This window comes from Thermomicrobium sp., from assembly GCF_053493975.1.
The window spans coordinates 24,423-46,492 of sequence record NZ_JBRBZA010000057.1; the positions used below are offsets into that span (position 1 = coordinate 24,423).

The window sequence follows — 22,070 nt, forward strand, 5'->3', positions numbered from 1 at the left end:
CGTCTCGCCTCCTCGCGCGTTGCCGGCTCGCTGAGAGGCATTATCGGTCAGGCGAGCGCTGGCGTCCAAGCCGATCCGCGGAACAGAAAGGGGTATGACGAATGCGATTGGCTGCATTGCCGCGCTTTCCCCTGGCCCAGTTGCCGACGCCGCTCGAGGAGGCGACCCGACTCAGCCGCGCCCTCGGTGGGGTCCGGATCCTGGTCAAACGAGACGATCTCACCGGGCTGGCACTCGGTGGGAACAAGACACGCAAGCTGGAATACCTCATCGGCGATGCACTGGCCCAGGGAGCCTCGCTCGTGCTCACCGAGGGGCCAGTGCAATCGAACCACTGCCGGCAGACAGCCGCCGCAGCAGCACGAGCTGGACTGCGCTGCGTCCTCGTTTTGAATTCGCTGGATCCTGCTCCACCACTGCAAGGCAATCTCTTGCTCGATCATCTCTTCGGTGCCGAGGTGCACCTCGTCCGCCATCGGGACGAGCGGCATGCCGAACTCGAGCGCTTGGTGAACCTTTTCGCGGCGCGTGGTGACCGCCCATATGTCATCCCCACGGGTGGCTCGTCGCCGGTCGGTGCAGCCGCTTACGTGCGGGCAGCACTGGAACTGGCTGCTCAGCTGGTCGAACGAGGAGCGACCGCGACGCGCGTGTATCTCGCGACGTCGACGTCGGGTGGGACACACGCTGGGATGGTCCTCGGCGCTTCGCTGCTCGGCCAACCGTTCGAGATCGTCGGTGTGGCCGTCGAGGACGAGGCCGAGGCGATTCGGCAGCGCGTGGCAGCGCTCGCCGAAGCGACCGCTGAGCTCCTCGGCTTGGAACGACGGCTTCCTCCGGAAGCGATCGTCGTCGATGACCGCTGGGTCGGGCCTGGATACGGAGTGCCCAGTGAGGAGACGCTGGAAGCGATCGTACTGGCTGCCCGAACGGAAGGGCTCGTGCTCGATCCGGTGTACACTGGCAAGGCGATGGCCGCGCTGATCGGGCAGATCCGCCGCGGGGAGGTCACTCCCGGGGAGACGGTCGTCTTCCTGCACACCGGCGGTGCGCCTGCTCTTTTTGCCCAAGCGGAGCGATTGGCCGCTGCCGTGGCGAGCCAGCGACCAGTGGTGGAACCGTGACACAGCCGCGCTACGCGGACATCGTTCTCGAGCTGGAGCCAGGCGAGCGACGCCCCCTCCTGACGTACGGCGTGCCCGCTGAACTCGTCGACCGGATTCGCCTCTATCAGGCGGTCTGGGTGCCGCTGCGAGACGAGGTTCGGTTGGGGGTCGTGGCCAGCCTGCACGAGCAGGCACCAGCGTTCGCGGTGCGCCCCGTCGTAGGCCTGGTCGAGCCACAATTCGTGCTGACTCCCGAACAGTGGGCTCTCGCCGAATGGCTCGTCGAGGAAACGCTCTGCACGCTCTGGGAAGCTGTCGCGCTCTTCCTGCCGCCGCGACTGGCCCAGCGTGTCGAGGTGCTGCTGCGCCCGACCGGCGCGATACCGACCGGGAGACTCTCACCTGTCCAACGCCGCCTCCTCGACCTCCTCGCGCAACGCGGGCCGCTGACGCTCGAGCAGGCACAACGGGCGCTCGGCCGCTCCTTGACCACCGCCTTGGAGCGCGCCGTCAGCGCCGGACTCATCGAGCGCTTCCCCGTCGTGCGTCCTATTCAACGCGTGGCGACCGAACAGTTCTTGTGTCCGCGGTTGGACAGCGATCTACCCGCGGATGCAGCGCAGTGCCGCGCCTACGAGACCATCCGACGTTGGTACGAGGAACACGACGGTGCACTGCTGCCCCGCCGGTTCCTCCACCGACTCGGGCTCTCCCCCGCGACCGTGCAGATGCTCGTCCAGCGAGGGCTGGTGGAGGTCGTCGAACTCCCACGTGGGGGGCTACCGACTGTCCAGGGTGGTTTCGATCGCCCGCTCGCGCTCACCCTGGAACAAGAGCGGGCCTGGGAGACGATTCGGAGCATGTTCGACCAGGACCCGCCGCGCCCGCTCCTCCTGCACGGCGTGACGGGAAGCGGCAAAACGGAACTCTATCTTCGAGCCATCGGCGAGTGTCTCCGGCGAGGCCGGCAGGCGGTCGTCCTGGTGCCGGAGATCGCCCTGGCGACCCAAGTCGTTCAGCGGGTCGCGGCACGCTTTCCCGGTCGGACGGTCCTGGTCCATAGTGGCATGCGGGAGAGCGAGCGAGCGGCGGTTTGGGAAACGATCCACCGCGGGCAAGCCGATGTGGTGGTCGGCCCTCGTTCCGCGCTCTTCGTCCCGCTGCGGTCGATCGGCCTGATCGTCATCGACGAGGAACACGAGGCAGCCTACAAGCAACAGGAGCCATCGCCACGCTATCACGCGCGGGCGGTCGCCCAGCGGCTCGCCGCCTTGCATCGCGCAGTGCTTCTCCTCGGCAGCGCGACACCGGACGTCACGACAGCCTATGCAGCTGCGACTGGTCAGCTGGCGGTCGCGCGCCTGCGGGAACGCGTCGGACCACTGGTCGTCGGGGAACGAGGTGAGGTCACGCGAGCACGTCTCCAGCTCCCGCGGGTCGAAGTCGTGGACATGCGACTCGAGCACCAACTCGGCCATGCTGGGCTGTTCAGCCGAGCGCTGCACGAAGCGATCGCGGCAGCGCTGCAGCGGAGCGAGCAGGTTCTTCTCCTCATCAACCGGCGTGGCACAGCGACCTTGGTCCAGTGTCGATCCTGCGGGCACGTGGAGGTGTGCCCACTCTGCGATGTGCCGCTCGTCTACCACGCCGATCGGCGCCAACTGATCTGCCATCGCTGCGATCTCCGCCGCCTCCCGAGCACGACGTGCCCGACGTGCGCGCGTCCCACGCTGAGTTATTACGGAGCAGGAACGCAGCGCGTCGAACGCGAGGTGCAGCAACGTTTTCCGCAGGCCCGCGTGCTGCGCTGGGATCGCGACGTCGTGCAGCGCGGCAACGACCCGCGAGCGCTTCTCCGACGTGTCCTCCGTCGCGAGGTCGACGTCATCGTCGGAACGCAGATGGTCGCCAAAGGCTTCGATTTTCCCGCTGTGACGACCGTCGGTATCGTGCATGCCGATACGGGCATCTATCTCCCGGACTATCGTGCGGCCGAGCGCACGTTCCAGTTGTTGACGCAGGTCGCTGGTCGAGCCGGTCGACATCTCCCAGGAGGGCGCGTCGTCATCCAGACCTATACCCCAGAGCATTACGCCATCCGCGCCGCGAGCCGGCAGGACTACGACGCCTTCTACCAGGAGGAACTCGCATTTCGCCAACGGCATGGTTACCCGCCGTTTCGGCGGCTGGTCCGCCTCGTGGTGCGCCACCGCGACGAGGTGGCAGGACGACTCGCTGGCGAAGAAATGGCGGAACGCTTGCGCGAGAAGGCACGAGAACTCGACGCACGCGACGTCGAGATCCTGGGTCCCACCCCAGCGTTCGTCAGCCGGATCCGCGGTCTGTACCAGTGGCAACTCCTGGTTCGGGGTGCCGATGGGCCGCGGGTCGTGGCAGCGGTACCGGTGCATGGTGGCTGGATCGTCGATGTCGATCCGGTGAGCTTGCTTTGACCGGTATAATCGAGAATCAGCGGAATGTGGGGTGACGAGCATCGATGGCGGTTCGAACCATCATCACCGAAGGTGATCCGCGGTTGCGCCAGAAGGCGATCCGCATCCGCGCGGTCGACGAAGAGGTGCGGCAGCTGGCTCGCGACCTGTGGGACACCGTGCGGGCCGCCCGGGGGCTGGGGCTGGCTGCACCGCAGATCGGAGTCCTGCGCCGGATCATCGTCATCGCGATTCCGCCCGACTACGTCGAGGAAGGCGATCCCGGGGTGGAGCTGACGCTGATCAACCCGGAGATCGTGCGGGCGAGCGGTCGCCAGGTCGGGCTGGAAGGCTGTCTCAGCATCCCGGGCTGGTACGGTGAGGTGCCCCGCTTCATGCACGTGACCGTGAAGGCGCTCGATCTCGATGGACGCGAGGTGCGCGTAAAGGGGAGCGGGTTGCTCGCCCGCGTCCTCCAACACGAGATCGATCATCTGGAGGGAATTCTCTTCGTCGATCGGATCGAAGATCGGTCGACGCTGCGCTACATCCCGGACGAGGAAGAAGAGACCGCTGAAGCGGCGACCGGGACGTGAACTTCAGAGCACGATTTCGGCCTGGTGGACGCGACTCTGCTCCGCGAGGAGGATCGCGTCGATCGTGGCGAGAGTGTGGTCCAAGCGGTCCGTCTCGTTGAAGACGACGTAGTCGAACTCGTAGACTTGAGCGAGTTCCCGGGATGCGGTCGCGATCCGCTCCATGAGCGTGGTCGGATCGTCCGTCTTGCGGCTGCGCAAGCGTTGCATCAGTTCGGACATCGAGGGCGGGGCGAGAAAGATCAGGATCGCCTGCGGCACGAGCCGCCGGATCGACGCTGCTCCCTGCACGTCGACCTTGACGACCACCGTCTTTCCACTGCGCAAGGCGCGGCGCACCCGCTCCTTGGGGACACCGTAGAGATGGCCGTAGACCTCCGCCGACTCCAGGAATTCGCCACGGTCACGAGCGGCCAAAAATTCCTCGCGCGTCATGAAAATGTAGTGGACACCGTCGATCTCACCAGGTCGGCGCGGACGCGTGGTTGCGGTGACCGCGAAATGGAACTCGGGATGCGCTTGCCGCATCCGCTCGATCACGGTGTCTTTGCCGACACCGGATGGTCCGGAAATGACGATCAACTTGGGACGGACACGCTGCCGGAGTTCTTCGAGGAGTTCATCGGCCTGCGTATTCAATCCGAGGTCGTCCGTCACCGGCCCGGACCTCCCCTGCTGTCCGCTCCCACCCTGGGGTGGCTCGGATCGGCCACCTGTCGTCATTGTGCCATAGTTGGGAACGCTCGTCGGACTCGAACTCGGAAGGAGCAGGCGTGTTCGACGTTCTGACGATCGCGGCACTGGTCGAGGAGTTGCGAAAGACACTCCTGCGTGGGCGCGTGCAGAAAGTCGTCCAGACCGCACCGCTGGCCATCGCCCTGGAGTTCTACGCGGGGCAGCGCTGGGGACTGGTCATCGACGTGAGTCCCCAGGAGCCCCTCTCGTATCTCGCGCGCACCGTTCCGGCTGGCGACCCGGAGCAGGTGACGCCGTTCCTCTTGCTGCTCCGCAAGTACGTGCGCGGTGCACGCCTCGTGCAGGTCGAGCAGGTGCCACTGGAGCGGATCATCCGTTTACGCTTCGCGACCGTTCTCGTGGAGGAGCAGCGAGGACGTATCGAGCGTCTTCCCGTGGAGACCGAGCTGGTCATCGAATTGATGGGGCGGCACAGCAACGCCATCCTGGTCGCAGCCGACGGGAGAATCCTCGATGCGCTCAAGCGCGTGACCCCAGAAATGAGTGCTGCCCGTCCTGTCCTGCCAGGTCGGCCCTATCAGCCTCCTCCTCCACAGTTGAAACGCGATCCGCGCCACCTGAGCACCGACGCTGTGCGCTCGCTGCTTCTCGAAGGACGACCGGATCAGGAGCTCACGACCGCACTCGTCCAACAACTGGCCGGCTTCAGCCCACAGATGGCTCGCGAAGCGGTCTACCGGGCATTCGGAACAACAGCGGTGACGGTCAGTGAGGCACGAGGCGCACCCAGCGGACCGGAGCGACTGGCGACCGCCATCGCCAGCGTCATCGAGCCACTAGCGACCGGGCAGTTCGCGCCGACGGTGTACTGGAGCAACGGCATTCCCGTGGCATTTTCGGCCATTCCTCTGCACTACGGTCAGGGGCTCGAGACAGAGGTGTTCCCCAGCATGTCGATGGCGATCGAGCGATTCTTGGCCGAGCGACCACAGGGTGACGAGATCGGTCGTGACCGGTATGCGCAGCGTCGTCGCCGTGTCCTCGCTGCGATCGATCGGGAGCGAGCACGGGTCGAAGCGCGCTTGCATGCCTTGGAGCAGGAGCGAGCGCGCGCGGCGGAGGCGGAGCGCTGGAGGAGAATGGGAGAAGCGATCCTGGCCGCACTCGGCGAACTCGTGCCGGGACAACGTGAACTCGTGGTCGATGACCTGCGGATCCCGCTCGATCCGGACCGTACGCCAGTGGAGAACGCACAGGCGTATTTCGAGCGCTATCGGAAGGCGAAAGCTGCCGCCGAGCAGGTACCCGTGCGGATCGAGGAGACGCGCTTGGAACTCGAATACTTGCGGCAACTCGAAGCACTCGCGCAGGTCGCCGATACGGCGGAAACGCTGGAAGCTCTGCACCAGGAGATCGCGCTCGCCGAAGGGAACCGGAACGCTGGCGAGCGACCGAAGCGCGGCAGCCAGCGCAAGTTGCGCGTCTGGCGGACGCTCCGTGGGGATCGGATCGTCGTCGGACGCAATGCACGCGAGAACGACTGGATCACCTTCTCGCTCGCGCGTCCGGAGGACACCTGGCTACATGCCCGCGGGTTAGCCGGTGCGCACGTGATCGTCCAGTGGGCTGGAGCAGAGGACCCCGATGTCCTCGAACGCGCTGCAGCGCTCGCAGCATGGTACAGCGAGGGACGCGCGGGGACACGAGTGAGTGTCGATGTCACCCAGCGACGCCACGTGCGCCGCATTCCAGGAGCAGCGCCCGGTTTGGTTCGCTACCGCCACGAGCGGACGCTGGCCGTACGCCCGCGTCCTCCCGAAGAACTCGGACTCCTGGAAGGGTGAGACACCTCACACCGGCTTGGCGAAGCGAGCCAACAGCACACCGAGCTCGTAGAGAAAGTACATCGGGGCGGCGACGAGGAACATGTTGAAGGGATCCGGCGTCGGCGTGATCAGGGCTGCGGCCACCGCGATGATCAGAATGGCGAACTTGCGCAGCGAGGCCAGTCGCTTGGCAGAGACGATACCGAGCTTGGCCAGGATGAAGATCACCACGGGAAGTTCGAAGACGACCCCGACCCACAGCAGGAGCGTCATATAGAAGGAGACCACTTCTTCGGCCCGGAACTGGGCCTCGAAGACGCTGCCACCGAAATGCGACAGGAAGCTCAAGGCGCGCGGCACGAGGACGAAGAAGGCGAAAACCACACCGGCGACGAACATGATGGACACGAACGGCAGAGCACGGTACAAGTAACGCTTTTCCTTGCGCGTCAAGCCGGGGGCCAGGAAGCGGACGAGCTGATACACGATCATCGGCATGGCAAAACCGATGCCGAGATAGAGCGCGACCTTGGTGTAGGTAATGAACGACTCGGTCGGGGTGATCGCGTAGAGGCGCTCGATCCCGGACATCCGAATGATGAGCCGCATCGTCGGAAAGGCGAGCGCCAAACCGACGACGAAGCCGACAGCGACAGCGAGCAAGGCGTAGATGAGCCGCATCCGGAGCTCTTCCAGGTGCTCCTGCAGCGTCATCTCTTTGTAGAACTCTTCCGGTTCGGGTTCGGGCTCGTTCGGCTGCGGCGCCGGCTGACCGCGGACACGATCGAGAAGGCTGACCATGGTTCCCTCGCTGCTCCGCTGCGCGCTCCGTTCGCACGCTAAGCGTAACAGACAGGCGCGGGCACGACGAGTCCCGCGCCTGTCTCTGCCACGTCAGCTCGCCGTCACTGCTTGCCGAGGTGCTCCTCGATGAAGTTGATCGCGTCACGCACGGTGACGATGTTGGCTGCCTCTTCGTCCGAAATCTCGATGCCGAACTCTTCCTCGAGCTGCATGATCAGCTCGACGAGGTCCAGCGAATCAGCGTTGAGATCCTTGACGAATTCGGCATCCGGAGTCACCTCGCTCGGATCGACACCGAGCTGCTCGGCCACGACGGCCTGCACCCGCTCCAAAATCGACGACGACACGCGAACCACCTCCCCAGCGACCGAATCCTGACCCGCGGGTATCCAGCTTTCCCCGGTAGTATGACTGAACGCGCCCTCCTATGCAAGTGATCGGCACCAGTGCACGCGCCAACGATCGCCGCTCCTCGATCGCCATCCGTGCAGGTTGCGACCTCCAGTAATCTCAGGCACACGAGCTGGTACTGCGGAACGCTGAGCGATCGCGCACCAGTCGGTGCCCGACTCGACCCCTTAGGTCGGCCATTGGCCATCTGCCCGCTCGGGAGTGTCTCGGTGAGCGCTCGACCCACTCCCTCGTTCGACTGATCACACCGACCGCCCAGTACGCTGTCGCGGCCGGGCACGCGGTCGGCTGGTCCGGCCTGGCACGGCCACGGGAAATGCCTGCTGGACCGGGTGCCTTCCCACTCGCGGAGGCCGAGCGCGGGTAGCAACGTGCCGCGTCAACGGAAATCGCGCACAACGCGCTACGGGACGATCACCCCGGTGTCGGCCCTACCGCCAGGTCGGGGCTCGCAACCCACAGCGGTTCGCGGCAGCGAGTCAGCTTCCCGAGGATGCCAGATTGGCAGCGATCGTTCCCAGTACTCCGTTGACGAAACGGCTGGAACTCTCGCCGCCATACTGTTTCGCGATTTCGACGGCTTCGTTGATGGCAGCCTTCAAAGGGACATCCGGCTCGTGCAACAGCTCGTAGATCGCGATGCGGAGGATGTTGCGATCGACTGGCGGAAGCTGGTCGATCGGGAAAGCCGGTGCTGCCTCAGCGATCATCCGGTCGATCCGCTCGCGATCGGCCCATACACCGGTCACGAGTCGCTCCGCATAACGGCGCACCGGCTGGGCAACGCTCGCCTGGCTGCGCTGCCGCTCGAGCACCTCCTCCAGGGGGTGATTGGCGACATCGACCTCGTACAGGATCTGCAGAGCCAGGATGCGTGCTTGGCGTCGGATTCGCGCGAGTGACATGTCCAGTTCCTTTTGGTTCCCTCGTCGCTCCGGCGAAATGACGGCATGCTCGATCGTGATCGCGATCGGAACCGAGTCCATGGGATCCTCGTGGCGAGCGGAACCATAGCACCATCGAAAGGACTACCGAGCAGTCCCCACGGATCGATTGTACCCTGCTCAGCCCTGCTGGCTGGCGAGGTACTCGGCCAGGAAGGTCGTCGTGTGCCGACTAGCCCGGAAATCCGGGTGCTGCAGGATGCGACGGAAAAGCGGGATCGGAGTTGGCACGCCGCTGATGACCGTCTCGCGGAGAGCGCGGTCGAGTCGCTCGATCGCTTGTACCCGATCGAGTCCCCAGGCGATCACCTTGCCCAAGAGCGAGTCGTAGTGCGGCGGGACGACGTAGCCAGCGTAGGCATGCGAGTCGACGCGGATTCCGGGGCCACCTGGCCAGATCAATTGCTCGATGCGGCCAGGACGCGGCGCGAAGTCGCGGTCGGGATCCTCGGCCGTGACGCGCACTTCGATGGCATGCCCTCGGGGCGCGCAATCGCGCTCACGCAGCTCGAGACGCTCGCCGGCCGCGATGGCCAACTGCCACTGGACGAGATCGAGGCCGGTCACGACTTCGGTGACTGGATGCTCGACCTGGAGACGCGCATTGGCTTCGGTGAAGTAGAAGCGGCCTTCCCGATCGACCAGGAACTCGAAGGTGCCAGCACCGACGTAACCGACCGCCCGTGCACCGCGCACAGCAGCCTCGTGGAGCGCCTCGCGCACCTTCGCTGGCAAATCGGGTGCGGGGGCCTCTTCGATCAGTTTCTGGTACCGGCGCTGGATGGAGCAGTCACGCTCACCGACCGCGACGATGTTCCCGTGCTGATCGGCCAAAATCTGCACTTCGACGTGCCGTGGCCGCTCCAGGTAGCGTTCCAGATAGACGGAGGGATCGCCGAAGGCTGCCTGCGCCTCCTGCTGAGCGACTGGGAGAGCCGTGGCGAGCTCGCGCTCCTCCCGCACGATCCGCATACCGCGTCCGCCGCCACCGGCCGCAGCCTTGACGAGAACGGGATAGCCCAGCTGGCGCGCGATGCGCCGGGCTTCGCTCGCATCGCGAACGGGCGCCTCGCTGCCCGGGACGATCGGGAGCCCAGCACGCTGCATGAGGCGACGCGCTTCGGCCTTGTCACCGAGCGCACGGAGCGTCTGCGGTCGAGGCCCGATGAAGGTGATCCCGCATTCCTCGCAGATCTCGGCCAGGAGCGCGTTCTCGGCCAAAAAACCGTATCCAGGGTGGAGGGCATCGCAGCCGGTGACGATCGCCGCACTGATGATGGCGGGAATATGGTTGTAGCTCCGCTCAGCTGGCGCCGGCCCGATACAGATCGCTTCGTCGGCCAAACGCACCGGCAACGATTCTCGGTCAGCCTCCGAGTAGGCGACGACAGCCGGAATACCCAGTTCCCGGCAAGCGCGGAGGACGCGGAGCGCGATCTCGCCTCGGTTGGCGATGAGGACCTTGCGGATCATGCCGCTCACGATGCCATGGTGAGCCCGCCGTCGACTGCCAGGACGGCTCCCGTGATGTACCGTGCGCCCGGCGAGACGAGGAAGGCGATCGCCTCGGCGACATCCTCCGGTGTGCCGTAAAAGCCCATCGGAATCTGCTCGAGGAGCTTTTGCTGGAGCTCGGCCGGTAAGGCTTCGGTAAGGCGCGTCTCAATGAATCCGGGAGCGACGACGTTGACGGTGATGCCGCGGCTCGCCACTTCGCGAGCGAGCGCCTTGCTGAAGCCGATGATACCGGCCTTAGCCGCAGCGTAGTTGGTCTGCCCGATGTTCCCGATGAGCCCAGATACGGAGGAGAGATTGACGATACGTCCATAGCGCTGGCGCAGCATCGGCCGCAGGGCCGCTCGGCAGCAATAGAAGACGCTCGTCAAGTTGGTCTCGAGGACGGCATGCCAGTCCTCGTCCCGCATCCGCAAGAGGAGCGTATCGCGCGTGATCCCCGCATTGTTGACGAGCGCATCCAAGCGACCGAACTGGTCGATGGCCGCCTGTACCATCGCGCCCACTTGTTCTGGGTCCGTCACGTCGGCTCGGAAAGCGATGGCGGTTCCGCCAGCTGCCTGAATGTCCTCGACGAGCGCCTGTGCCAGCGTCTCGTCGCCGCGGTAATTGACGACGACCTTGAAGCCGTCTCGGGCCAACCGCAGCGCGGTCGCACGACCGATCCCACGAACGGCACCGGTCACGATCGCTGCTCCCCGTTCCCCGCTCATCGCTCCTCCTTCCCCACCCGCTGGTGCCGGACGAGCGAGCCATTCTCCGCGCGCAGGAGCTGTTCAGCCGTAGTAGTCTCGGCAGTGGGTGCAATGCGCCGGATCAAGCCGCTCAGAACCTGGCCGGGACCGATCTCCCAGAAGTGCGCGATGCCGAGATCGAGCGCACGCTGCACGACGGCAACCCAGCGAACCGGTGCCACGATCTGCTCGATGAGCTCGCGGCGCAGATCCTCAGGATCGGTGAGCACGCGCGCATCCGAGCAGGCGATCAGCGGCGCTCTGGGCGATCGAATCGGAACATTCGCCAATTCGAGGGCGAGCGCATCGGCGACCGGCCGCATCCAACGAGAATGGAAAGCAGCGTTGACCGGCAAACGGACGACACGCCGCGCACCCGCAGCGCGGGCGAGTTCGGCTGCGCGCTCGAGGGCCTCGTCCGGCCCACTCAGCGTCAGTTGGTTGGGAGCGTTCTCGTTGGCCAACTCGACGCCGGCCTCGCCAGCGATGGCGGCCAGCCGCGTGCGGTCCAGGCCGATGACCGCAAGCATCCCACCGCGCCCGTAGGTTTCCATGAGTTCACCGCGGCGGCGGACGAGCCGCAGGGCATCGGCCAGCGTCAGGCTGCCCACTGCCACCAAGGCCGTGTATTCGCCCAGTGAGTGGCCAGCGACGACGCACGGTTCCGGAAGCGACCCGCGTGCCTCGAGCACACGGAGGTACGCGATGCTGGTGGCGAGGAGCGCAGGCTGCTGATTGCGCGTCGCGGCGAGCTCCTCCTCCGGCCCCTCGAAGACGATGCGCGAAAGCGGGAAGCCGAGCACCGCATCCGCTTCTGCGAAGACTGCCCGAGCGAGCGCATCCTCGCCGGCTAGGTCACGACCCATGCCCACCCATTGGGATCCCTGTCCGGGGAAGACCCAGGCATCCTGCATGCACTCATCCTCCGCGTTGAACACCACGCGCACCCCAGCGGACGACGCTGGCGGCCCAGGCGAGTCCGGCGCCGAAGGCGACCAGAACGACGTTCATCCCCGGACGGAGAGCACCCTTGTCTGCGGCCTCGGCCAGTCCGATCGGCACCGATGCGGCCGACGTGTTCCCGTAACGGTCGAGATTGACCCAGACCTTCTCCCAGGGCAGACCGAGACGCTCGACCGCTGCCTCGATGATCCGCCGGTTCGCCTGGTGCGGGATCAGGAGATCCACGTCCTCGAGCGAGAGTCCAGCTCGCGCCACTGCCTCCAGGGCAGCTTCACCGATGATCCGCACCGAAAAGCGGAACACCTCGCGCCCAGCCATGCGGATGACCGGTCGCCTGGGTGCGACCGTGCCGTTCGCGCGAAGGAGATCGGGAAAGCCTTCGAGATACAGATGGAGAGCGCCGGTGCCGTCCGACCCGAGCACGGTGGACAGGACACCCTCGTCGGCATGGCTCGCTTCTAGCACCACGGCCCCGGCGCCGTCACCGAAGAGGACACAGGTCGTCCGGTCGGTGAAGTCGAGCCAGCGAGTGAGCGCATCGACGCCGATCACCAGCACCGCGCGAGCGGTTCCGGCCATGATGAACTGGGCACCGACACCGAGCGCGTAGACGAAGCCCGAACAGGCGGCAACCAAGTCGAAGGCCCCAGCTCGGGTGGCTCCCAGTGCTGCCTGGACCAGCGACCCAGTGGCTGGCATCAAGTAATCGGGTGTCGTGGTCGCGACGATGACCAGGTCGAGTCGCTGCGGATCGAGCTGGGCCGTCTCCAGTGCACGTTGTGCTGCGGCCGTGGCCATCTGCACGGTCGTCTCGTCGGGGCCCGCGATGCGGCGCTCGCGGATACCGGTCCGCGTGACGATCCACTCGTCGGAAGTCGCGACCATGCGTTCGAGGTCAGCATTGGTCAGCACCTGGGCTGGGACGTAGGCACCCCACCCGGTGATCGCGGCACGGTACGCCATCGCGCTGCCCCCTGCCCTGCAGCGCCGTCAAGCCTCGGGACGTCGCTGCCGCTTTTTCTTCTGGACATCCAGAACGAGGCGACCGCGGTAGTGACCGCAGTGTGGGCAAACGTAATGGGTGCGATGCTTCTGACCGCAGGTCCGGCAGGTCGTGAGTGGCGGCACGTCGATGTACTGGTGTGCGGCGCGGAATCCTTGTCGCCGCTTGCTGACTTTGTGCTTCGGTACAGCGCCCATCAGGTCGATCCTTCCATATCTCGTTCGACGACTCGGTGCATGTCGAAATCCCTCCGCGAGGAGGTCGCTCCATGCTGACTGCAAGTTGTCGCACAATCACGCTCGTTCGTCAAGGAGCGACTGCAGGACAGCCAGTCGTGCGTCGATCACCTCTTCCTCACGCTGCCAGAGCGACTCTGGCCCAGGGCACTGGGGACCACAGACCGGGTAAAGGGGGATAGCCAGGATCGCATACTGACGAAGCATTTCCTGCAAATCGAGGTGATGGTTCTTGTCGATCGTAAAGATATCCTCGTCCGGTGGAGGTGGGAGGGGGAGACCGGTGAGGATATCGACAGTCGGCCAGAACTCGGCTTCGAAGCTCTCGCTGTACCGGCCGTCGAACTCGGTGAGGCAGCGGACACAGGTCTGGTGCGCCGTGACATGGAGCTGACCAGTCGCTAGGATGCCGTTGGAGGTCCGCAGCAAGCGCACCGAGGCGGCAAGATCGCGCGCTTCGAGGTCGCTGTCCAGCACGAGCCGATCGAGATGGACGGTGAAGTATCGCTCGGTACCGACCGGTGCCTTGAGGAGTTGGGAGACGTTGATGATGGTATCGTTCTCGAGGTGCCTGATGCGCATGGGACAGTCCTCCGGTCGCGCCCCTCGGGGGATGCGCAACTCCTTAAGTGTAACAGGCACGTCCGAGAATACCCAAAAGGGCTTCCCCCGTCTGCGCTCCACGGGGTAGAATGCCCGCGCGGGCCCGCTGGGCAACGAGGAGCGCGGAGATGCGGGAGAATCGAGTGAAACGGCGACTCCAGGCGGGCGAGGCGGTCATCGGCTGCTTCATCCCCTACCCCTCCCCGGAGTTGGCGGAGATTTGCGGCTACCTCGGCTTCGACTTCGTCTTGCTCGATGCCGAGCATGGCCGCATCACCGAGGAGACAGCGTACCACATGGTCTTGGCCGCCGAGGTCGCCGGGACAGTCCCGATTGTCCGCGTCCCGCTCAATCACCGGCAAGTCATCCTTCGCTATCTCGATCTCGGTGCCGCTGGCGTGATGGTTCCGCAGGTCAACACCCCAGAGGAAGCAGCCGCTGTCGTGGAAGCATGCCGCTACTACCCACAGGGTCGTCGGGGTGTCGCCGGGGTGCGGGCCGCGAACTTCGGCTTGACGATGCCGCTGAACGAATACGTCCAGCATGCCAACGAGGAAACGCTCGTCATCGTCCAGATCGAGCATATCGCGGTGCTCGAGCGGCTGGAGGAATACCTAGCTGTACCCGGTATCGATGTCCTCTTCGTCGGCCCGAACGATCTCGCGCAGTCGATGGGCTATCCGGGGCAGCAATTCCATCCCGAGGTGCAAGCAGTGATCGACGACATCGTGCGGCGCATCGACGGTCGTCTGCCGCTGGGGACGACCGCGCCGACCGCTGAACTGGCGCAACGCCAGCTGGAGCGCGGCTTCCGCATGCTGGCGACCAACACGACCGCGCTGCTCGCAGCAGGAGCGCGTTCCATGCTCGCCGCGGTCAGCGCGCGAGCCTGAGGAGGCAGGTAGAGGATTACGGACGGGAGGCTCGAGCGATGGCTGGGACAGAACTCTTGCCGATCGCGTTCTTCGAGGGGCGCTTCGTGCCGATCCAGGAGGCGAAGGTCAGTATCGCGACGCATGCGCTCCAGTACGGGACGGGAGTCTTCGCTGGTATCCGCGGCTATCTCGACCGCGACGGACAGACGATCAATATTTTCCGCCTGCCGGATCACACCCGTCGCCTGCTCCAATCGGCCCGCCTCCTCCGAGCAGAACTGCCCTACGACGCCGAGTCGCTCGGCGAACTGATCGTCGAACTGGTGCGGCAAAATGCCCCACGCACCGATGTCTACATCCGTCCCTTCGTCTACAAGGCGGATCTGGAGATCGGTCCCAAGCTCAAGGGAGTGCGGGACGAACTGGCCATCTACATGCTGCCGATGCAGGAGTACCTGCCCATCACCCACCCGATCCGCTTGATGACCACCTCCTGGATGCGGACGGTCGATGTCGTCATTCCCAGCCGGGCCAAGGTCTGCGGTGCATACGTCAATTCCGCCTTCGCCAAGGACCAAGCGATGGAGTGCGGATTCGACGATGCCATCATGCTCAATCATCACGGCAAAGTGGCGGAAGGGAGCGCAGCCAATCTGTTCATCGTCCGCAACGGTACGCTCATCACCACGCCGGTGACAGCCGACATCCTGGAAGGGATCACGCGGCGAACGATCTTGGAGTTCGCGCACGACCTGGGAATCCCGGTCGAAGTGCGGGAGATCGATCGGAGCGAGCTCTATATCTGCGACGAGGCGTTCCTCTGCGGTACTGGTGTCCAGATCTCACCGATCGGGAACATCGATGGGCGCACCGTTGGGACGGGCGAGATCGGCCCGATCACGGCACGCTTGCAGCAGCTGTATCTGGCCGTAGTGCGCGGTGAGGACACGCCGTACCGGCACTATCTGACGCGCGTGGCGGTCGCCCGCCAAGCGGGGGCCCGTTGATCCGCCGCAGATACCTCGGGAGCCCGGATACCCGGTACGGTCGCCGCGCGATGGACGCCTGAGCGGAGCGGAGCGTGCACCGGAGTCTCTGGATCGTCAGCATCGTCCTCGCCTGCACGGTCGCCATCGGCTGTCGCGCGCGCCCCACACCGCAGCCGGCTTCTCCTCCGACCGAAACGAGTGCGCCGGTCTCGGCCCCGACCACCGTCGCTCCGGTCGCTCCGGGACCCGTCGTGCCCGACGCGACCGCGACGGCCAGCGAAGCTGCACCAGCGAGCGTGTCCGGCCGCGGAATCGTCGAGGCTGGCTTCGAGGAACCCCGCACCCTCAATCCGCTCTTCGTGGCTGATCCACTCTCCGATACCTTGAGCCGGCTCGTCTTCGACGGACTAGTCACGCTCGATCCCAAGACCGCCGAGCCGGTTCCCGCCCTCGCAGAGTCGTGGGAGGTGAGCCGCGATGGGACGACTTACACCTTTCGGCTGCGCGAGGGGGTGCGCTGGCACGATGGCCAGCCACTGACGGCCAACGATGTCGTCTTCACCTACCAGCGGATGCTCGACCCCGAGGTGCGCTCCCCGCGCTACTCGCGACTCGCCGAGCGCATCAAAGCGGTCGAGCTGGTCGATAGCCGGACGGTGCGGATCACGCTGATCCGTCCCGATGCCTCGTTCTTGCCGGTTTTGGGGACGCTCGGGATCGTGCCTGAGCATGTCCTGGGAACGGTGCTGCCACAGCAGCTGGTGACCGATCCCTTCGGACTCTCCTCCGCAGTCGGCACGGGCCCCTTCATTCTGACTCAGTGGCTGCGCGGTGTCTCGCTCACCTTTCGGGCCAATCCGGACTATTACCGCGGTGCCCCGCAGGTGCCCCAGTACACATATCGGATCGTGAGCACGCTCGAGGAATTGGAACGAGGCCTGCGCGAGGGCACGATCGACTGGGCGGTGATCGATGCCGCACAGGCGGGCCGTCTCCCCACGATCGATGGGGTGACGATCGATCGGCTGCCAGGCTACGAGCTGGTCGTCGTCGCGCTCCAGCTGGATCCAGCCAAGAGCAAGTTGTTCGCTGACGAACGGGTACGCCGGGCACTCTTGCTCGGAACCGATCGGGCTGCGCTCGTCGAGACCGTCTGGGGCGGACGCGCGCGTGTCGCCGAAGGGCTCCAACCACCGGCTTCCTGGGCTGCCGGTGAGCCGGCCAGCCGCTACCCCTACGATCCGGAGGAGGCGCAGCGTCTGCTGAGTGAGGCGGGATGGGTGCCGGGAGACGACGGAGTGCGCACCCGGGAGGGGCAACGGCTGCACTTCCGCCTGCTGGCGACCGGTGCGGACCCGAGTCGCCGAGCAGTGGCCGAACTCCTGCAACAGCAATGGCGCGCCCTGGGTGTCGACGTGGAACTGGAACTCCGGTCCTGGGCCGAGGTCCGACGACGCGCGACGCAGGAGCGCGACTTCGATGCCTTGTTGATCGGTATTCTGTGGGATGTCGATCCCGACCAGAGCGCGGTCTGGTCCAGCGACTCGTTCTTCGATGGCCTCAATTTCGGCCATTATCTCGACCCGGAAGTCGACCAGAAGCTGGTGGAGGCGATCGCCACCACGGATCGCCAGCAGCGCACCGCGCTGTACCGGGAGATCGAGCAGCTCGTCCTGAGCGACTTGCCCATGTTGCCGCTCGTCTATCCCGATGTGATCGTGGTGCGGTCGGAGCAGCTAGACATTCCGGTGCTCGATGCGCTGGTCGTGCGGACCCGAACCGGGATCGAGCAGTGGCGGCTCCGAACTGGGAGTTGAAACGAGAAGCGACTGCGCCCGGTTTCGGGCTCAGCCCGTGCGGCCTGGCTGACGCAGGCAGCGAGACCGGCCGGATTCGTCGCCTCCTGTTGACGGTGTAGGGCAGAACCGGTAGACTGGGCGCGTAGCCGCAGCGAGCGGGATTCCGGCGTGTGAGCGTTCGACGAGCCAGGTGGATGTAAGGAGGCACGATGGAACCGCTGCTCGAGGTACGCGACTTGCGTACCCAGTTCTTCACCCAGGATGGCGTCGTCAAGGCGGTCGATGGGGTGTCGTTCCACTTGATGCCCGGTGAGACACTGGGGCTCGTCGGGGAAAGCGGATGTGGCAAGAGCATCACGGCACTCTCCATCATGCGCTTGATCCCCAGCCCGCCGGGCAAAATCGTCAGCGGCGAGATCATTTTCGAGGGCGAAGACATCCTGAAGATGAGCGACGACGAGGTGCGGTCGATCCGCGGCCGGAAGATCGCGATGATCTTCCAGGATCCGATGACTTCGCTCAACCCCGTCTTGACGATCAACCGGCAGATCAGCGAGGCCTTGGAACTCCATCTTGGGATGAGCAAGCAGCAGGCACGGCAGCGGGCCATCGAACTCCTCAAGATGGTCGGCATCCCCAACGCCGAGCAACGGGTGGATCAGTATCCTCACCAGTTCTCAGGCGGGATGCGCCAGCGCGTGATGATCGCGATGGCGCTCTCCTGCAACCCGTCCCTGCTCATCGCCGACGAGCCCACGACCGCCCTGGACGTGACGATCCAAGCCCAGATCCTCGACTTGATCCGCACGCTGCAGCGCGAGCACAACACGGCGCTCATCTTGATCACCCACGACCTCGGCGTCGTCGCCGGCATGACCGACCGGATCAACGTGATGTACGCCGGTCACATCGTGGAGACAGCGCCGACCGAGGAACTGTTCGAGAACCCGAAGCATCCCTACACAGTCGGCTTGTTGAATTCGATCCCGCGGCTGGACGCGCCGCGCAAGGAACGACTCAATCCGATCCGCGGACTTCCCCCGGACTTGATCGATTTGCCCGACATGTGCCCCTTCGTCCCGCGTTGCGATTTCGCGCGGGAGAAGTGCAGCGAGAAGAATCCGCCGCTCTTCGACGTGAACCCGGTACACCGATCAGCTTGCTGGTATTGGGAAGAGGTGTCGCTCGCTGGTCCACGACGGCACGGAGAGGTGAGGGCTGACGATGGCAACTGAACTGCGTCCGGCACCGACGACGAGCGGTCGGCGCGATCGGGAAGTCCTGCTCGATGTCCGCAACCTCAAGATGTACTTCCCGCTCACCCGGGGGATCATCTTGCAGCGACGCATCGGCTGGGTGAAGGCGGTCGACGATATCTCGTTCCAGATCTTTCGGGGCGAAACGCTCGGGCTAGTGGGAGAGAGCGGCTGCGGCAAGAGCACGACCGGTCGGGCGATCCTCCAGCTCTACAAGCCGACGGCGGGGGAAGTGCTCTTCAACGGCGTCGACCTGACCAAGCTGCCGCCGGGTGAGATGCGCAAAATGCGCCGGCACATGCAGATGATCTTCCAAGACCCCTACGCCTCGCTCAACCCGCGCATGACGGTCGGGAGCATCATCGCCGAGCCGATGCAGATCCACAATCTCGTCCCCAAGGAACAACGGAACCAGCGAGTCCAGGAACTCCTCGAGGTCGTCGGACTCAACCCCTACTTCGCCAACCGCTACCCGCACGAGTTCTCCGGTGGGCAGCGGCAACGGATCGGTATCGCCCGTGCCCTGGCGGCCAATCCGGAGTTCATCGTGGCCGACGAGCCGGTCTCGGCGCTCGACGTCTCGATCCAAGCCCAGATCATCAACCTGCTCGAGGAGCTGCAAGAGAAGTTCCATCTCACCTATCTCTTCATCGCGCACGATCTGAGCGTGGTGCGGCACATCTCGGACCGGGTCGCCGTCATGTACCTCGGCAAGATCGTCGAGCTCGCGGACCGCAATGCGCTCTACGATGATCCGCTGCATCCCTACACCAAGGCACTGTTGAGCGCAGTCCCGATTCCGGATCCCAAGATCGAAAAGAAGCGCGAGCGGATCATTCTGACGGGCGACGTCCCCAGCCCGATCAACCCGCCGAGCGGCTGCCGGTTCCATACGCGCTGCCCGTACGCCATGGACGTCTGCGCCAAGGTCGAGCCGCGGTTCGTCGATCAGGGTGGTGGTCACTTCGTCGCCTGCCACCTCTATCCTGGCTGCACGCCGTAACGCGCCGTGCTGGGACGACTCGACCCACAAACGATCCTCGCCACGCTCGTCGCCTTCGTGATCGCCATCACGGTCCACGAGTTCGCGCACGCGTGGACCGCCTTGCGTTTAGGTGACGACACGGCTGCGCGTCAAGGCCGGGTGACGCTGAACCCGCTGGCGCACCTCGATCCGATCGGCTCGATCGGTCTCTTGATGATCGTCTTTTTGGGCTTCGGCATCGGCTGGGGGAGACCCGTACCGGTCAACCCCAATCGCTTGCGCTGGGGGCATCGCGGGATGGCGTTGACGGCGCTGGCCGGACCACTTTCCAACGTGATCATCGCCATCGGCTTCGCGCTTCCCTACCGGTTCGGTCTCCCGGCAGCACCTGAACAGGTGACGCTGTTCGTGCAGCGCCTCATCCTGGTGAACCTATTGCTCGCGGCGTTCAATCTCATCCCGATCCCGCCGCTCGACGGCTTGAAGATCCTGCTCGGGCTGCTGCCAGCCTTCTGGTACCCGGTCCTGGCACCGCTCGAGCGCTACGGCGTCGGGATCTTGCTGGTCCTGATCGTCTTCGGCAGTCTGGGTGGCAGCATCCTCGCCGCGATGTACCTGCCCGTCTATCGCCTGCTGTTCCGGCTCGTGGTCGGCGGGGCACCACTCTGAGTTCGAGGACAGCATGCGCCTGATCTTTCCCTCCACGCGATTGCGGGACGTTCCGGTCAGTGCTGGGCCATTCAGTGGGCCGCTGGATCTCCTGCTGCAACTGGTCGAGTCGCGGCAGCTGCCCATCACCGCGGTCTCGCTCCGCGCTGTGACCGAGCAGTTCCTGGCTGCCCTGGAGACGCTGGAAGCGCACCAGCCCGAACTTCTCGCCGACTTCCTGGTCGTCGCCAGCCGCTTGACCGTGCTCAAAGCGCGAGCCCTCCTCCCGCACCACGAGGTCGCGGACGAGGACGCTCAGTCACTCGTCCAAGAGCTGGAACGGTATCGCGCCTTCCGGGACGCGGCGGTATGGCTGCAGGCACGGGCAAACGCGGGGCTCCGCTGCTGGACGCGGCCTGCCCTCCCGCGTGCGCCGCGCACTGCCCCGACCGGCGACCCGGCCCAGTTGCAGCGTGCACTTGCGCGCTGGGCGCGACGGCAGCGCCCCGCGGCACTGCCCCTCCGCTGGACACCGGTCATCTCGCTCACCGCGATGATGGCCCGCATCCGCGAGCGACTCGCCGGGCGTCGCAAGTTCCGCGAACTTTTAGGCGCGCGGCCGACTCGACCGGAAGTAGTGGTCGGGCTCCTGGCGCTCCTCGTCCTGGCCCGGCGACGAGTGGTCACGCTCGAACAGCCAGAACCGTTCGGCGAGATCTGGGTAGAGCGGAGGGACGACCATGGCTCGCACTGATCGCGTCGCCGCGCTCGGCGCGCTCCTCTTCGCGGCCGGGGAGCCGGTTGCACGCGAGCGACTGGCTGCCCTCCTCGAATGCACAGCGGAGGAACTGGAAGCCACGCTGCACGAACTGGCCGAGCGTGCAGCTGAACTAGGACTGATGCTGCTCGCACACGGCGACACGGTGCAGTTGGCCACGGCGGCCGAACATGGGCCGCTGATCGCGCAGCTGATAGGCGGCGAAACGGGACGCCTCTCGCCGGCCGCACTGGAGACCTTGGCGATCGTCGCCTACCTGCAACCGGTCACGCGAGCCGAAATCGATACCGTGCGAGGCGTCGACTCGAGCGCGGCGCTCCAGACGTTGCTCGCCTACGGGCTGGTCGAGCCGCGCGGCCGACGACCGACGCCTGGGCAACCGGTCGAATACGGAACCACCCCGCTCTTCCTCGAGCGATTCGGCCTCCCGAGCCTGGAGGCGCTTCCACCGTTGCCGGACGAGTTAGCGACCCTCCTGGCTGAACGGCGGCGCGAGACGGAGCGCGCACCGGCCAGCTCGACCCGCCGGGTAACCGGCGACAGAGCCGCCACGAGGTCGGCCACTGCCCGACTGTGACCCTTCCCCACGGAACGCGCCCTCCCGCGGGGACGCCTCACCGGCACCGTCGGAACGACGGGCGGTGTCGCTGGCCGCAATGGCGTCGCGCCGAATACCGTGGCCGTTGCCCCGCGGTGACCGCGACCGCACACAGGCGATCGGCGACGGTGTCGTTTGCCGGCCCTCCGGGCCGGCGGGTCAGGCACCGCCTGACCCCTACAAAACGGGGGCGGTGGCGCCAAAGCATGGCGCATAACTGGCCGACCAGCGATGCAGCGCCGGACCACCCGTGTAGGGGCGAGGCGCTGCCTC

The 22,070-nt window shown here is 65.6% G+C and carries 22 protein-coding genes; 12 read left to right on the forward strand and 10 right to left on the reverse strand.

Features of this window, described 5'->3' with window-relative positions:
* Positions 1 to 101 precede the first annotated feature (101 nt).
* The 3 genes from ACWIVK_RS09390 to def are packed head-to-tail and all read left to right on the forward strand — an operon-like array spanning position 102 to position 4,134.
* The gene (locus ACWIVK_RS09390; RefSeq protein WP_448576394.1) at positions 102 to 1,124 is read left to right on the forward strand and encodes a D-cysteine desulfhydrase family protein; all 1,023 of its coding nucleotides are present in this window, start codon (positions 102 to 104) and stop codon (positions 1,122 to 1,124) included.
* The gene (gene priA / locus ACWIVK_RS09395; RefSeq protein ID WP_448576395.1) at positions 1,121 to 3,559 is read left to right on the forward strand and encodes a replication restart helicase PriA; all 2,439 of its coding nucleotides are present in this window, start codon (positions 1,121 to 1,123) and stop codon (positions 3,557 to 3,559) included. Before ACWIVK_RS09390 ends, priA begins: the two co-directional genes overlap by 4 nt.
* A gap of 44 nt (positions 3,560 to 3,603) precedes the next feature.
* On the forward strand, positions 3,604 to 4,134 hold the full coding sequence (gene def, locus ACWIVK_RS09400; RefSeq protein ID WP_448576396.1) for a peptide deformylase: 531 nt from the start codon (positions 3,604 to 3,606) through the stop codon (positions 4,132 to 4,134).
* A 3-nt stretch (positions 4,135 to 4,137) separates the two neighbouring features.
* On the opposite strand, the gene ACWIVK_RS09405 is transcribed toward def, so the two are convergent.
* Complete coding sequence (locus ACWIVK_RS09405; RefSeq protein WP_448576397.1) at positions 4,138 to 4,791, reverse strand: guanylate kinase; 654 nt, start codon at positions 4,789 to 4,791, stop codon at positions 4,138 to 4,140.
* Between the two features lie 116 nt (positions 4,792 to 4,907).
* Here ACWIVK_RS09405 and ACWIVK_RS09410 point away from each other — a divergent pair, with 116 nt between their 5' ends.
* Positions 4,908 to 6,674, forward strand: coding sequence for an Rqc2 family fibronectin-binding protein (locus ACWIVK_RS09410; protein WP_448576398.1), 1,767 nt, complete (start codon positions 4,908 to 4,910; stop codon positions 6,672 to 6,674).
* Between the two features lie 6 nt (positions 6,675 to 6,680).
* Here the strand turns inward: ACWIVK_RS09410 and tatC are convergent, their stop codons facing one another.
* The 9 genes from tatC to ACWIVK_RS09455 all read right to left on the reverse strand — a co-directional run bounded on the left by tatC (position 6,681) and on the right by ACWIVK_RS09455 (position 13,848).
* The gene (tatC, locus tag ACWIVK_RS09415) at positions 6,681 to 7,457 is read right to left on the reverse strand and encodes a twin-arginine translocase subunit TatC (RefSeq protein WP_448576399.1); all 777 of its coding nucleotides are present in this window, start codon (positions 7,455 to 7,457) and stop codon (positions 6,681 to 6,683) included.
* Positions 7,458 to 7,561: 104 nt separating this feature from the next.
* Positions 7,562 to 7,807 carry an acyl carrier protein gene (gene acpP / locus ACWIVK_RS09420; RefSeq protein ID WP_015922563.1) on the reverse strand — a complete coding sequence of 82 codons (246 nt, stop codon included), beginning with the start codon at positions 7,805 to 7,807 and terminating at the stop codon, positions 7,562 to 7,564.
* Between the two features lie 543 nt (positions 7,808 to 8,350).
* Positions 8,351 to 8,857 carry a transcription antitermination factor NusB gene (gene nusB, locus ACWIVK_RS09425; protein ID WP_448576400.1) on the reverse strand — a complete coding sequence of 169 codons (507 nt, stop codon included), beginning with the start codon at positions 8,855 to 8,857 and terminating at the stop codon, positions 8,351 to 8,353.
* A gap of 78 nt (positions 8,858 to 8,935) precedes the next feature.
* Positions 8,936 to 10,288 carry an acetyl-CoA carboxylase biotin carboxylase subunit gene (gene accC, locus ACWIVK_RS09430; RefSeq protein ID WP_448576401.1) on the reverse strand — a complete coding sequence of 451 codons (1,353 nt, stop codon included), beginning with the start codon at positions 10,286 to 10,288 and terminating at the stop codon, positions 8,936 to 8,938.
* Positions 10,289 to 10,293: 5 nt separating this feature from the next.
* The gene (gene fabG / locus ACWIVK_RS09435) at positions 10,294 to 11,043 is read right to left on the reverse strand and encodes a 3-oxoacyl-[acyl-carrier-protein] reductase (RefSeq protein ID WP_448576402.1); all 750 of its coding nucleotides are present in this window, start codon (positions 11,041 to 11,043) and stop codon (positions 10,294 to 10,296) included.
* Positions 11,040 to 11,978, reverse strand: coding sequence for an ACP S-malonyltransferase (gene fabD, locus ACWIVK_RS09440; RefSeq protein ID WP_448576403.1), 939 nt, complete (start codon positions 11,976 to 11,978; stop codon positions 11,040 to 11,042). Before fabD ends, fabG begins: the two co-directional genes overlap by 4 nt.
* A 4-nt stretch (positions 11,979 to 11,982) precedes the next feature.
* The gene (locus ACWIVK_RS09445; RefSeq protein ID WP_448576405.1) at positions 11,983 to 12,990 is read right to left on the reverse strand and encodes a beta-ketoacyl-ACP synthase III; all 1,008 of its coding nucleotides are present in this window, start codon (positions 12,988 to 12,990) and stop codon (positions 11,983 to 11,985) included.
* 27 nt (positions 12,991 to 13,017) lie between these two features.
* Complete coding sequence (gene rpmF, locus ACWIVK_RS09450) at positions 13,018 to 13,227, reverse strand: 50S ribosomal protein L32 (protein WP_448576406.1); 210 nt, start codon at positions 13,225 to 13,227, stop codon at positions 13,018 to 13,020.
* 96 nt (positions 13,228 to 13,323) lie between these two features.
* Entirely contained in the window at positions 13,324 to 13,848 is a 525-nt protein-coding gene (locus tag ACWIVK_RS09455; protein ID WP_448576407.1) for a YceD family protein, read from the reverse strand.
* Between the two features lie 149 nt (positions 13,849 to 13,997).
* Here ACWIVK_RS09455 and ACWIVK_RS09460 point away from each other — a divergent pair, with 149 nt between their 5' ends.
* The 8 genes from ACWIVK_RS09460 to scpB all read left to right on the forward strand — a co-directional run bounded on the left by ACWIVK_RS09460 (position 13,998) and on the right by scpB (position 21,776).
* Positions 13,998 to 14,762 carry an HpcH/HpaI aldolase family protein gene (locus ACWIVK_RS09460; protein ID WP_448576409.1) on the forward strand — a complete coding sequence of 255 codons (765 nt, stop codon included), beginning with the start codon at positions 13,998 to 14,000 and terminating at the stop codon, positions 14,760 to 14,762.
* 38 nt (positions 14,763 to 14,800) lie between these two features.
* A complete protein-coding gene (locus ACWIVK_RS09465) occupies positions 14,801 to 15,751 on the forward strand; it encodes a branched-chain amino acid transaminase (protein ID WP_448576411.1) in 951 nt (316 codons plus the stop codon).
* A 74-nt stretch (positions 15,752 to 15,825) separates the two neighbouring features.
* Positions 15,826 to 17,550: an ABC transporter substrate-binding protein gene (locus ACWIVK_RS09470; protein ID WP_448576412.1), complete on the forward strand. Its 1,725-nt coding sequence runs from the start codon at positions 15,826 to 15,828 to the stop codon at positions 17,548 to 17,550.
* Positions 17,551 to 17,741: 191 nt separating this feature from the next.
* Positions 17,742 to 18,767: an ABC transporter ATP-binding protein gene (locus ACWIVK_RS09475; RefSeq protein WP_448576413.1), complete on the forward strand. Its 1,026-nt coding sequence runs from the start codon at positions 17,742 to 17,744 to the stop codon at positions 18,765 to 18,767.
* Positions 18,757 to 19,791, forward strand: coding sequence for an ABC transporter ATP-binding protein (locus tag ACWIVK_RS09480; RefSeq protein WP_448576414.1), 1,035 nt, complete (start codon positions 18,757 to 18,759; stop codon positions 19,789 to 19,791). The genes ACWIVK_RS09475 and ACWIVK_RS09480 overlap by 11 nt, the downstream gene beginning before the upstream one ends.
* Before the next feature lie 6 nt (positions 19,792 to 19,797).
* Positions 19,798 to 20,442 carry a site-2 protease family protein gene (locus tag ACWIVK_RS09485; RefSeq protein WP_448576415.1) on the forward strand — a complete coding sequence of 215 codons (645 nt, stop codon included), beginning with the start codon at positions 19,798 to 19,800 and terminating at the stop codon, positions 20,440 to 20,442.
* Between the two features lie 13 nt (positions 20,443 to 20,455).
* Positions 20,456 to 21,175, forward strand: coding sequence for a segregation and condensation protein A (locus ACWIVK_RS09490; RefSeq protein ID WP_448576416.1), 720 nt, complete (start codon positions 20,456 to 20,458; stop codon positions 21,173 to 21,175).
* Positions 21,162 to 21,776, forward strand: a complete 615-nt coding sequence (gene scpB, locus ACWIVK_RS09495; RefSeq protein WP_448576417.1) for an SMC-Scp complex subunit ScpB — start codon at positions 21,162 to 21,164, stop codon at positions 21,774 to 21,776. Before ACWIVK_RS09490 ends, scpB begins: the two co-directional genes overlap by 14 nt.
* Positions 21,777 to 22,070 lie beyond the last annotated feature (294 nt).

Coding starts and splice junctions, on each gene's coding strand:
- ACWIVK_RS09455 (WP_448576407.1), bottom strand. CDS start 13,848: ATGCGCATCAGGCACCTCGAGAACGATACCATCATCAACGTCTCCCAA.
- fabG (WP_448576402.1), bottom strand. CDS start 11,043: ATGAGCGGGGAACGGGGAGCAGCGATCGTGACCGGTGCCGTTCGTGGG.
- ACWIVK_RS09390 (WP_448576394.1), top strand. CDS start 102: ATGCGATTGGCTGCATTGCCGCGCTTTCCCCTGGCCCAGTTGCCGACG.
- ACWIVK_RS09480 (WP_448576414.1), top strand. CDS start 18,757: ATGGCAACTGAACTGCGTCCGGCACCGACGACGAGCGGTCGGCGCGAT.
- fabD (WP_448576403.1), bottom strand. CDS start 11,978: ATGCAGGATGCCTGGGTCTTCCCCGGACAGGGATCCCAATGGGTGGGC.
- ACWIVK_RS09465 (WP_448576411.1), top strand. CDS start 14,801: ATGGCTGGGACAGAACTCTTGCCGATCGCGTTCTTCGAGGGGCGCTTC.
- ACWIVK_RS09490 (WP_448576416.1), top strand. CDS start 20,456: ATGCGCCTGATCTTTCCCTCCACGCGATTGCGGGACGTTCCGGTCAGT.
- def (WP_448576396.1), top strand. CDS start 3,604: ATGGCGGTTCGAACCATCATCACCGAAGGTGATCCGCGGTTGCGCCAG.
- accC (WP_448576401.1), bottom strand. CDS start 10,288: ATGATCCGCAAGGTCCTCATCGCCAACCGAGGCGAGATCGCGCTCCGC.
- rpmF (WP_448576406.1), bottom strand. CDS start 13,227: ATGGGCGCTGTACCGAAGCACAAAGTCAGCAAGCGGCGACAAGGATTC.
- scpB (WP_448576417.1), top strand. CDS start 21,162: ATGGCTCGCACTGATCGCGTCGCCGCGCTCGGCGCGCTCCTCTTCGCG.
- ACWIVK_RS09475 (WP_448576413.1), top strand. CDS start 17,742: ATGGAACCGCTGCTCGAGGTACGCGACTTGCGTACCCAGTTCTTCACC.
- tatC (WP_448576399.1), bottom strand. CDS start 7,457: ATGGTCAGCCTTCTCGATCGTGTCCGCGGTCAGCCGGCGCCGCAGCCG.
- ACWIVK_RS09445 (WP_448576405.1), bottom strand. CDS start 12,990: ATGGCGTACCGTGCCGCGATCACCGGGTGGGGTGCCTACGTCCCAGCC.
- nusB (WP_448576400.1), bottom strand. CDS start 8,857: ATGGACTCGGTTCCGATCGCGATCACGATCGAGCATGCCGTCATTTCG.
- ACWIVK_RS09460 (WP_448576409.1), top strand. CDS start 13,998: ATGCGGGAGAATCGAGTGAAACGGCGACTCCAGGCGGGCGAGGCGGTC.